Raw genomic sequence first — 11,204 nt, 5'->3', positions numbered from 1 at the left:
CGCAACTTTATTTTACCTCCGTTGTTGTCGCTGTCGCCCGATTTGTCGGGCCCTTTCGACTGCTGGAGTGAGTACCGGCGGTCGGAAGGCACTTTACAATGATTGAGCGCTGGGAGGACGCGATGCTCAGACTTAACGTACTCGCCCTCTTTCCAGAGTTTGCTCTAGCATTTGCTAGTGACTTCATTCGGCCTTCACACGTTAACGTCGGCCCCGATAGTCAACGAAATATCGTCCCGCCGACCAAGCCCACCGCGGCAAGTTTTGGGAAAGGTAGTCACAGGATCAAGGTATGTTCAATTGGCTGCACAGACGCGAGAGCTTCAAACAAGCGCATCCAATTTCACTAATTTCAAGGGAACCAGAGGGAGAAGAAGATGACCAACAAGATTGTGATGATTGCGGGCGCGACATGTTTCGCACTGCTTGCGGCCTGCGACGATACGAGTACATCAAGTGCGTCCGCCGAACTCACGCCGGCTCAGCAGGCGTGTTTGCGAGATGTAGCCAACACGACGAACAATTCGCAAGTCGTGGTGCTCTCATCCGCGTTTAGCGAGGCGGGAACACAGGTCACAGTCGGCGTAGGCGAGGATCGTGCTCCTTGGAATTGCATTGCTTACAGTGATGGCGCAACGGCTAGAATCGAGTTCCTGGGCGACGAAGGCGCATTGTGACCTGTCTGCTGCGTAGCTGAAATCGGCTGCGCAGCACAGGCTTGGTCTTCTGAGGCTCGACTTGGTTTGTAGAACCACCATCATCGTATTCTCGGTCCTGTACCTGTTGGCGTTGGTTGCATTCTTGACGGGCACATTTGGCTGGTTGGGACAGGAACGAGACCCTTTGTCCGGAGCGTTCCTACTGCCGTTGGGACTACCTTGGATACTTGTAGCGGACTTAGTTTCGGAGTCCGCCAAGCCATGGTTCGCGGCGATTGCACCGGTGCTCAACATTTTGGCGCTGGTTTTCATTTGCAGGTGGGCTCGCAGTTTACACCAGAAATGAAGGCGGACTTCTGTCTCACCAAAAGGGAGGAAAGCATGGGAAAAGTGATCTTGGGAATTGTGATCGGGCTCGTCCTCGGCGTGGTTGGGGCTATGACCTTGGGTGGCGGGGCCGCGGTGGGTGTCGGCGTTGCGACAGGCTTGTCCGCCGGTGTCTGCACCACATTGAAAGGAGCACAAGCCGAGAACCTGATCACCGCCGAGCAAGCGGATCAGATCCTCAACCGCGTAAATTCCGAAATGGCGTCACTGCAAGGAATGGAAACGACGGGCGAGATCGTCGGCAGCGCACAGGCATGCGATGAATTTCTGTCAAAGTTAAGAGACGCGAAGTGAGGTTCCGCTTTGCACGGAACAAAACAGTAAGGACAAGCCAACAGGGAACCATCTGATGAAACTCGTTGTACTCAAGCTCCTCGCACCCATGTTCGCAATCGCGGGCACAGCTGCTTTTGCAATGTCAGAAGCCGACGACGCGTGTATCGACCATTTGCGGCAGGTTGGTGGACCAGACGGTCAATCAGGTACAATTGAAAGCTCTCAGTTCTCGGAAGCTGGTACGCTCGTCATGCTGCGAGACGCAGGTGGAACACTTTGGCGCTGCATCGCGTACAAGGATGGAAGCATCGGCGAGATGTCGGTTGTCGAAGCGATGGATGATGGCGGTGGAGCAATGGCAGGCGCCGCCGGTTCTACCGGTAGCCAACGTGTCAAATTCGATGCTGGCTCCACCGGCGCAGAACTCGTTGGTGAACTCGCGCCCGGCGCCTCTCAGCAATATGTTCTGGGTGCCAAAAACGAACAGTTCCTCTACGTCCGCGTTGCTCCGCGAAATGGCTCCTTGGACTACGTTATTCGTAACCCCGATGGTTCTGAACTGTTGGGATTGATGTCGGCGGACAAGGAGTATCGAGGACAGCTTTGGCAATCTGGTGATCATGTTGTGGAGGTTATCAATCGCAGCAACTCTTCCGTCAGCTACAACGTAATTTTCGGAATTGAATAGGTGATCGACTAGAAACCCCGAAACGTAACCCCCAAAATGCTAGGAAAAACAGATGAAATCCAAAGTACTATTGGTGATAGGCACGATGTGCATTTCTGCGCTTGCAGCATGCGATGAGAGCAGCGGTTCGGTGGATGCAAGTGCACCTACTGTGGGCAGCTCTAGCGATCTTTCTTCATTTGAAGGGGCAAGAGCGGGCCAAGCTGAAATGGGCATTCAAAGTCTCGGGTTTGAACTCATCCGAAGCGAAGGTCTGACCTCGTACTGGTTTAACAAGGATACTGGTGCATGTGCTCGGATCACGACATCCGAGGGAAGGTACTCAGATGTAGCAATGCTGCCATCAAGTGACTGCTGACAAAATTCCATCAATCCCAAATCTGAAAGAAGGAGCTCACACTTGCATTTCGACCTGGCACATGCGGCGGTCATCATCGCCGCTCTAGTTATCACAAACATGGCATTGAAATCGGCGGGGGTGATCAATGAAGAAAACAAGCACCAATGGAACTGGAAAGTTGTTCTAGCCTACTTTGTAGTCGTCGTTATCATCAATCTCGTGTGGCCTATTTAAAGTTTCACAGCGGAAAGTTATTTGCCCACTTGATATGGTTGTCATGAACTAGCCTTTCCGAGAGACTATCAGGTCGCAAGAGTTTGAGCATTAAAGGTTCAAGAATAGAAAGGATTTGGCATGCGGTTTTTGGCGTCCCTCATATTCATTGTTGTTTTCGCAACCGCTGCGAATTCTGACGTGACCAGTCGAAATGGCGGTCCAAGCAACAGTCAAATGCTTTCAAAGGGTGGTGACGGAGGCATTGATGGTGTCGCTTTCTTTCGCCCAGTCTTAAGCGGAGTGTTGTATCGATCCGGCTTCAAGGGCGGCGACAAGGATCGAACTGGCCTAAGTGAAGGTCAACGCGAAACTCTGTGCGGTGAAGGGTTTTCAACCGGGTTTTATGCGGACTTTGGCAAAAACACTGAATACGGTCGCACCAGTTGTGGAAGCGGATCCTTTGACTATCAAAGTGCCAGATCCTCCCGACCCGATGCTGTCATGGCGTCCATACACGAGGTGATTAAAAACCCTGGAAAGGGCCCTGTTCTGGTGCACTGCATGTGGGGCGTTCATTCCTCAGGTGCATTGTCGGCGATGGCGCTCGTTCAGTTTTGCGGTTGGACAGAAGAAAGGGCCAAGGAATATTGGAATGATGCCCGAAACGGAGCCCCTTGTTCAGGCGGGTGCGACAAGTGGATTGACTCAAAATTTTCCAACTTCAGTGTCGACCCAAAATTGAAGATCTCCAACGAGCAACAGGCAGCGATTTGCCCCAAATGATATTGGGAGGACTATCCAAATGAAGTTCAATCTTCTGGGGTCACTTGCTTTAATTGCACCCACTGTCTTGTGGGCGAACGATGATGTTCTCGGTGAAGCCACGACCTTTGATAGTCCCAACGGCGTTACTGAACGCTGTATCCGCATCGAAAAAGTTCCGACTGGCGTGTACAGGAACAGCGATCTTGATGAAGAAACGGCCTATTGCGAGATCGATTTCTATGCCTCCGAAATTGCTATTTGCCCAAAAACCTGGAGCACCAGCCCAGGAATGGCCGTCTACGATATCTCGGAAGGACCTTACGTGGGGAACCGTTCTGAATTCGAGAGAAACGCTTGCAAAGAGGGGAAGGCGGCGAAAGATCTGGCCAAGGACAGAGTGGCCAAATTCAAATCCACCATGAACCAAAAAGGCACCAGTGGCACGTTTTCCACGTCTTCACTGCTTTACTATCATTTCTCCAGATATTTCGACGCGACTGTCAAAGTTCCAGTAGCCGTTTGGCGTAGCATGGACGCCCAGGCGCATTTCTCCGAGGTCGCCCAGCCTGGCCTTGCGATTTCCGGTGGTTCTCATGGCGGGCGCATGAACCACGAAGGCTGGCGGGTCTTCGCAGCTGCGGATACCGACCCGAACTCATACCAACCGACAGATGATCTATTCACATCGGATCGCACGCAAATATACGGTGTGCTGCTTGATAGCCCTGGCCATCGATACGGCTCGGAAATCAACGGCACCCGTAAATCCGGTTGGGGGAAAGGTCAGAACCGCGATTTTCAGGAAACGCCCGCTTTCTTGGCTTTGCGTTCTTCAAAACCATTGTCAGAGGCAATCGCAGAGGGCGTCAGAGAAGGACGAAAAGACCGGATGATCAACAAGGATCTCGGCCCCGATGTCAGTGACCAACAGATGGCATTTTGGATGCAAGAACTCACCGAGATTGTTCTACTCGACTTCATCTTTAGCCAGCAGGACCGCGTAGGAAACATAGACTTCACACCTTATTGGTATTGGGTCGAAGACGGAGGCCTGAAGCATAGGAAGGCCAAGCACCATGAGCCAAACGATGGAGATGTTCCCGCCGACGCATTATTGATCCGTCGCAGCAATCTAAACGACAACGATGCTGGTGGGCGGGTAGAGTATGCCAATTTCGCAAAATCTACTCAAATGCTAGAGAAAATGCGGCACTTCTCTCCAAGTACGTATCGGCGCTTGGTTGCATTGAATAATGACCTTCAATCGCAAGGCCCGGTTTATGAATGGTTGTCGCAGAGCCTTGGGTTGTCAGATAGGCAGATTGCACAAGTTGTAAAAAACACCGCGCTGGCAACATCCATCCTCCAGGACAATTGTTCTAATGGTGATTTGATGTTCGACTTGGATCCTGTCGCACTCTTTTTGAGAGGCGACACAGAAGTAAAGGCGGTGAACTGTAGTGACCCGTAAGCTTTCTACGCTCTTTGCGGCATTCATTTGGACCGCTCTGCTCGCCTGCAAAGCGGTGGCATTGGATGTCATCGTCATATCGGATCTGAATGGAAGCTATGGTTCGGTAAGATACGATGCCCGCGTCGACAGGGCGATTGAGCGCATAATCGAGATTGATCCAGATCTGGTTATTTCGACCGGAGATATGGTTGCGGGACAGCGCATTCCCAACTTGTCCGACAAACAGGTCAGGGAGATGTGGAATGCGTTTCACGAGGCCGTATCAGATCCATTAGAGGCTGCCGGCATTCCATTTGCGGTCACACCTGGAAACCATGATGCCTCCGCCTACCGAGGGTTCGAGCGTGAAAGGAAAATATACGCAGAGGAATGGACGCCGAGAAAACCAGGCGTCGACTTCCTGGTTTCAGATGACTACCCGTTCTTCTACGCATTTGAGATGCAGGGCATTACGTTTGCGTCTTTGGATGCAACGACCCTAGGACCCCTATCCGGTGACCAGCAGGACCGGTTACAGGAATTGGGTGCAGACGGAGACCCGATTGTCACTTTCAGTCACCTCCCACTTTGGCCGTTCGCGATCCAGCGCGAACGTGAAATAATCGGCGACCCAACACTTGAAAAAATCTATTTGGAAAGCGGTGTGGTTCTGCATCTGTCTGGCCACCATCATGCCTTCTACCCCGGTTGGAAAGACGGTGTGGCTTATGTCTCTCAAGCTTGTTTGGGAGGTGGTCCGCGGCGGCTTATTGGCGATAGCGCCAGATCACCTCACAGCTTCACTCATGTTACGTTCCAGCCGAACGGAGAGTTTGGGATAGCAGTATATCGAGGCCCTGACTTCGAAAGGTCGGTAAACTTCAAGTCGCTCCCGAAAGAGATCAGATCCCCGAATGCGGTGTTGAAACGCTTAGACCTTGTGAAATGACTAGAGGTTGAGTTTCAGCTCAACTTTATCAGGGACCAGATCGTTTATCATCTCTTCTATCCGGGCTTCTGAAAGCCCTCCCGAGGTGATGAAAAGCAAAGAGACGCGAGACTTTCCGGGGACGTGGTGTTTTCTGACCAGCTTCCAGCCAGCGTCTGCGGCCATGGCTTCAATGGCGCCGCTGACGTTCAATGAGTGCTCTTCGTCAGATGCCTTGAGGGAGACTTCGACACCCTTGTTGCGTCCACCCAGCCAAATAAAACACCAACACACAATCGCCACCAGTGTGGCCATCAGCGGCAAGCCCAAACCGACCGCAAGACCAAGAACCGTTACGATTATCATTTCGACAGTGTCCACCGGATCATCGAGATTGGAGCGGAACCTGAGCAACGCGCCGATGCCAAAGATAACGAAACCAATCATTGACCCGTGCTGGACTACCAGGAATCCCACAGCCATTCCAATTAGCGCGTAAAGGAAGAACAGTCTGGGCATAACTATGTCGCGGACGCTTCTACGGGCTTTACGTCTCACCGGATGATAGACGATCAAGCCAGCCAGAATGATCGTGACGATCACATCGAGAGTAAAAAAATACAGTTCCTGTTTGCCACGAAACTGCGTCCACCGGCGTTCGATAACGATTTCCGACCCCGAAGCCCCGGCCAGCATCGTCGCAGGGTCGACTTGTGACACCGCAGCACCTGGCAACAGCAGCATCAACAACACGGTCACAAATGTGAGGGTCGTATTCAACTTGTCTTCCTTCCTGCTCGCGCCAAAGGCTTACGCTTAACCAAAGGCACATCGTGCCCTATTCAATTCAATCGCAACAGGCGGGATCAGGTAAAGAGATTACAGTGCATTCTTCGGACATCGTATCCGGACTGTGATACGAACGCTGATACAGGGATGTGGTCCAAGCGCGAGAGAATCCAATGACAGAAAACAGAGTGTTTTCGTCAAAAGCTGAAATTTCACGGTGTTTCTGCAAACTTAGACGACTCGCTTTTACGGCCAGCTTGGTTGCGGCAGCCTTCTTGCCTTGGACCGATTTTGCCTACGCTGAAAGTGCTGGTTTGGTTCTGGTCGATAAATTCAAGGTGGCAGACAAATCAGAGGGATTTTCAGAGCCTTCCGGTTTGGCAATGTCTAACGCTGAAGGCTTCTTGTGGTCTGTAAGTGATGCCGAACCTAAACTGCACCTACTCGGAGTCGACGGGGTATTAGGAAACTCTTTCAAGTTACCAGCATTGGCAGGATCAGATTTGGAGGGTGTTGCACCTCGAAAAGATGGGTCTGTTTTGGTGCTTCAAGAAACTGACCGATCAATCCTAGTCGTTCACCCAACTGACCCCATTCAACTGACGACAATACCTCTCGCATCTCTTAAAGGTTACCCGACCGCCGCTGCATCACTCGTCGGCAACCCATTGAACAAGGGACCCGAAGGCATCGCCGTTGACCCGGAATCCGGGCGGGTCTTCGTTGGCATTGAGGGACAACCAAGGTTGTTAATGGTGTTATCGCCAGAGCTAGACGAAATTATTGAGATCATTCCTTTAGCCCGCGATGCAGGTTTTATCTCCGAGCGTGTAGATGATGATGAACTGGATTTGAGTGGCCTGACATGGTCCCGGTCCTCGCGTTCTCTTTGGATTGTGAGTGACAAAAGCCGTCAGATCTTCGTCTACAATCCAGAGTCCAAGTCCGTAAAGTCTATCAGTTTGACGTTCACAGAAGATGGAAAACAAAAAGAAGTTAAACATCCCGAAGGGATCGCCCTCGATGAAACCAGAGGGCTTCTCTATATCCTGACAGACGATGCCAAGAAATCGCGGCTTTATGTTTTTGAGCAACCGGAATTGTGAGGACTGTTCTACTAGTTCTCTACTCTAACTTGTTGAAAAGCCGGGTTGTGTAATTGAGCGCCGTCGTATGTGCGGCATATTAAGTAAATCTGCGTTCTGTTCACTGTGTTTCTTAAAAACATCACCCATCAATATATTCGAGTAGCGTCAGGTTCACACATGCGAACCACATAATAACATTGGACTTCAACATGCTCAGTCACTTTAAGGTTGTCAAAAATGCGCGTATTCAGCTCAGTTGTTTTTGCGATCATTTGCACTCTTGTGGCCACTGCATCAGTTCCAAGAAGTAGCATTGCCCAAACCTGGGACATCGCGTCCCAGCACTCGGTCAGCGGCGTAACGGTGTATGATGCGGATGAGCTGTTAACTTTTGCCGGTCAATTGGCCTTCAATCGGTCTGGGCGCATCACAGCGGTGGAGGTCGCATCAACGATTACTCAGATCTACCGAGAAGACGGTTACTTTTTGGCTGAGGCCTGGCCCGGTCCCGATGGGCAGAGCATAATTGTTGATGAAGGGCGCATTCAAACCATCGAAATTGAAGGCGTAGATACTCGCACGTTCCAAACACTAGAGAAGATTTTTCAGCCCCTCACCACCGCATATCCAATAACTCTCAAACGATTTGAGCGGGCGGTTATGCTAGCCGAGGACATACCCGATTTGGACGTGTCGACCGAACTTGATTACCCGGATCAGGCTGGTGCTCGGCTGAGAGTATTGGGAGAACCTCTGCGCAAACAAGCCGGTAGTGCGACACTAGACAACCCTCCGCGTGAGCTTGGGGAAGCGCTCAGTTTCTATGTCGTACAAGAGTTTTATTCGACACTGACCGTTGGGGATCTGCTGCGATTTGAGGGTTCAGGCAATTACAATTGGGACAAAGACGATGAACACTCTTTATGGGGCGCTCTTACCTATCGCACCCCGCTGAACAGTAATGGTCTGTACGGTGAGATCTTCTACGGGAACATAAACGCAAAACGTGACCTCTCAGGAAATTTTGCTAGAACAGATATTGACGGCGAAAACTTCACCGTCGCGATGGGTTACCCCGTAATCCGAGATGTAGCCCGATATGGATACTTTCTGCTGGATTATCGCCTTTCAAAAGCGGACTCAGTCAGTGGCGGCGTTCCATTATCCAGTGACGCGAGTGTCGTTGGCCTTACTTATCTTTACGGGCAAAACTATCCAAAGGGACAAGCTCTGGAAGCGGGGCTAACCTTATCTTTTGGCGATAATGACAATGAAACGACAGACGCGAATTTTGACGACGGGGACTCTTCGTTCTGGCATCTACGAGGCGGCATCGGATACGAAAGCCCACTAACGGGCTTGTCGCCCAACACAGCTTGGCGCACCGAGATCTGGGGGCAGTACACAACAGACCGGCTGCCCTCTGTCGAAGAGTACTTCCTTGGTGATCGCTACGCTTTGCGCGGATATCGTTTTGACGAAGTGGATGGTGATTCCGGGATTTCCGCGATTTTCGAAGTGTCTCATTCCTACTTCCCCAGTTCCCAGAGCATCCATCGCTTAACACCCTTTGCCTTTTTCGACGTGGGTTACATCTCGAACAATGACCCTGCGAGTTTTGAAGTTGACAATGCTACACTGGCATCGACAGGTCTCGGGTTGGACATTGAGTTTAAGCAAAATCTATTCCTGTCCGGATATGTCGGTGTCCCTTTGAGAGACGGCCCTTTGACCGACTCTGGCGATCCTGGCGCGTATCTTGCTCTGACAACAAGTTGGTGAGGATGTTATGAAACTGAACCGAATTGCTGTACTTACCGCAACTTGTCTAATTGCAGAACTGGCCGCTACTCAGGTCTTTGCCCGCGGAAATCACTACGGGTGGTGCCGAGGCGTAGGGAACCCACACCAGTCGAGCCAAGGATGCGGGCAGGCTGGTGGGCAAGGGGCAGGTAATCAAGTTACTGGCCCAACTCAGCCGGTGGCAAATCAGTTGCCGCCTAAGGGAACGCAGCAAACGCCCACGTCCGTTACTGTTCCAGTCCTTGCGCCGGGCGCGGTCCCGAACGCAATTCCCGGTCAGGTTCCTATTGCGACACCAATAGCGGTTCCTGGTCAGGTTCCCACGCCGGTAGTAGCGCCGACCCTAACTCCGCCTCTGGCACCAAACGCGACACCAAACCGGGTTCCGACAACTGTTCCAAATCAGGTTCCGCCATTGGCTACTGGTCCCACCGCGGTGCCCCCGCAAGTTCCGACTGCAACTCCCAATCAAGTTCCGGTCGCTACCCCTGGCCAGGTTCCGCCTCAACCCACCGGCCCAACAGCGGTGCCGCCACTTGTGCCCACCGCAACACCAAACCAAATACCAGTCGCAGTTCCTGGTCAGGTCCCACCTCAGCCCACTGGACAAACTGCTGTGCCACCGCTCGTCCCGACTGCAACACCAAACCAGATTCCGGTCGCAGTGCCCGGCCGTGTTCCGCAACCCAGCGGTACTACGGCGACACCACCGCTTGTCCCAACCGCAACCCCCAATCAGGTTCCCACGGCGGTTCCTGGTCAGGTTCCACAGTTGACACCAAAACCTACGGCAACTCACGTGGCAGTCCCAGGACATCCGAAACCACAAGGCGTCGTGACAATCATGCGCCCTAAGCCGAGGCCGACAACCGGTACTGTCCAGCAACCTGGCACAACACAAGTGACCCACCATTTAACCCACCAAAGCAATGCGAAGAAACACGATCACGTCGCAGCAACACCTGGACGACATGACCCGCACGACCTACCGAGATTCCGCGACGCGGCAGCCAAGGAAGACTGGGAATGCGTAGCCAGCGGATTTGGACAGCGCCGGTATGATGCTGGACGAGGCGTGTTGCTGAACAACGGAGCGTTGCGGCACCTCGGAAACGTGGACGCAATGGCACGGGATGTACCTGCTCGGCATCCAAAACACTCTGGCTGCATTATTTCGGTCAAACGAAAGCAGCAGTAGCGCCAGGCACATCTTGAAGCCTTAGAGGAATTCTTCCGAGTGGGAAGCTGGTATCCAACCAAGGTTAAGTTGACGAATAGACATCAACCGAAGGTGTCATCTCTCAGAAGGTTAATGAGGCATACAATATGCTTTTCTGAGTGCTGTTTGGGCATCCGGCTCGGATCATCGGGTGCCCAAAAAACCGACTAGGAATTTCGCAACAAAGCGAAACCTCTACGAGAAGGAGTCCTCCATGAGTGCCAGATTAGTCCTTCTGCTTGCTGCTGTCGGCCTCGTGCCAATTGCGTTATCATATGGCCTGATGCCGGGTAGTTCGATCCCAGTTTTACTGGGATTTCCAGTGGAAGGAACGAACCAAACCCACGTGTTCCGAGCGATTATGGGTCTTTACCTGGCAAACGCGTTGTTTTGGTTGGCGGCTGCTTCGAAACCAGAATTACAACGCCCTGCGCTTTGGGTTCTGTTTTTGTTTATGTCGGGACTGGCTGGTGGACGCATGCTAAGCATTCTTATCGATGGAGTTCCAAACGGGTTGCTTCTATTTTACCTTGCGGCCGAGATAGCTTTTGCAGCTCTGGCGGCGGTTTCCCTGAGAAAAGTACAATGAAACA

The 11,204-nt window shown here is 52.1% G+C and carries 12 protein-coding genes; 11 read left to right on the top strand and 1 reads right to left on the bottom strand.

Features of this window, described 5'->3' with window-relative positions:
- Positions 1-377 precede the first annotated feature (377 nt).
- The 8 genes from GOW98_RS18690 to GOW98_RS18655 all read left to right on the top strand — a co-directional run bounded on the left by GOW98_RS18690 (position 378) and on the right by GOW98_RS18655 (position 5,733).
- On the top strand, positions 378-677 hold the full coding sequence (locus tag GOW98_RS18690) for a hypothetical protein (protein ID WP_170334808.1): 300 nt from the start codon (positions 378-380) through the stop codon (positions 675-677).
- A 243-nt stretch (positions 678-920) separates the two neighbouring features.
- Entirely contained in the window at positions 921-1,340 is a 420-nt protein-coding gene (locus GOW98_RS18685; protein WP_170334806.1) for a hypothetical protein, read from the top strand.
- Between the two features lie 55 nt (positions 1,341-1,395).
- A complete protein-coding gene (locus GOW98_RS18680) occupies positions 1,396-2,010 on the top strand; it encodes a hypothetical protein (protein ID WP_170334804.1) in 615 nt (204 codons plus the stop codon).
- Positions 2,011-2,062: 52 nt separating this feature from the next.
- Entirely contained in the window at positions 2,063-2,368 is a 306-nt protein-coding gene (locus GOW98_RS18675) for a hypothetical protein (protein WP_170334802.1), read from the top strand.
- Positions 2,369-2,410: 42 nt separating this feature from the next.
- The gene (locus GOW98_RS18670; protein ID WP_170334800.1) at positions 2,411-2,584 is read left to right on the top strand and encodes a hypothetical protein; all 174 of its coding nucleotides are present in this window, start codon (positions 2,411-2,413) and stop codon (positions 2,582-2,584) included.
- A gap of 120 nt (positions 2,585-2,704) precedes the next feature.
- The gene (locus GOW98_RS18665; RefSeq protein WP_170334798.1) at positions 2,705-3,349 is read left to right on the top strand and encodes a hypothetical protein; all 645 of its coding nucleotides are present in this window, start codon (positions 2,705-2,707) and stop codon (positions 3,347-3,349) included.
- A 19-nt stretch (positions 3,350-3,368) separates the two neighbouring features.
- Positions 3,369-4,802: a hypothetical protein gene (locus GOW98_RS18660; RefSeq protein ID WP_170334796.1), complete on the top strand. Its 1,434-nt coding sequence runs from the start codon at positions 3,369-3,371 to the stop codon at positions 4,800-4,802.
- Positions 4,792-5,733, top strand: a complete 942-nt coding sequence (locus GOW98_RS18655) for a metallophosphoesterase family protein (protein WP_170334794.1) — start codon at positions 4,792-4,794, stop codon at positions 5,731-5,733. Before GOW98_RS18660 ends, GOW98_RS18655 begins: the two co-directional genes overlap by 11 nt.
- On the opposite strand, the gene GOW98_RS18650 is transcribed toward GOW98_RS18655, so the two are convergent.
- Positions 5,734-6,492, bottom strand: a complete 759-nt coding sequence (locus GOW98_RS18650) for a hypothetical protein (RefSeq protein WP_170334791.1) — start codon at positions 6,490-6,492, stop codon at positions 5,734-5,736.
- Positions 6,493-6,674: 182 nt separating this feature from the next.
- Here GOW98_RS18650 and GOW98_RS18645 point away from each other — a divergent pair, with 182 nt between their 5' ends.
- The 3 genes from GOW98_RS18645 to GOW98_RS18635 all read left to right on the top strand — a co-directional run bounded on the left by GOW98_RS18645 (position 6,675) and on the right by GOW98_RS18635 (position 11,200).
- Entirely contained in the window at positions 6,675-7,607 is a 933-nt protein-coding gene (locus GOW98_RS18645; protein WP_170334789.1) for an SdiA-regulated domain-containing protein, read from the top strand.
- A 219-nt stretch (positions 7,608-7,826) separates the two neighbouring features.
- Complete coding sequence (locus GOW98_RS18640) at positions 7,827-9,371, top strand: ShlB/FhaC/HecB family hemolysin secretion/activation protein (RefSeq protein WP_170334787.1); 1,545 nt, start codon at positions 7,827-7,829, stop codon at positions 9,369-9,371.
- 1,454 nt (positions 9,372-10,825) lie between these two features.
- Positions 10,826-11,200, top strand: coding sequence for a DUF4345 domain-containing protein (locus GOW98_RS18635; RefSeq protein WP_170334785.1), 375 nt, complete (start codon positions 10,826-10,828; stop codon positions 11,198-11,200).
- Positions 11,201-11,204: the final 4 nt, after the last annotated feature.

This window comes from Ruegeria arenilitoris, from assembly GCF_013032445.1.
Taxonomy (GTDB): domain Bacteria; phylum Pseudomonadota; class Alphaproteobacteria; order Rhodobacterales; family Rhodobacteraceae; genus Ruegeria; species Ruegeria arenilitoris_F.
The sequence above is the reverse complement of the archived record's forward strand: the minus strand, read 5'-3'. Positions and strand labels throughout refer to the sequence as shown.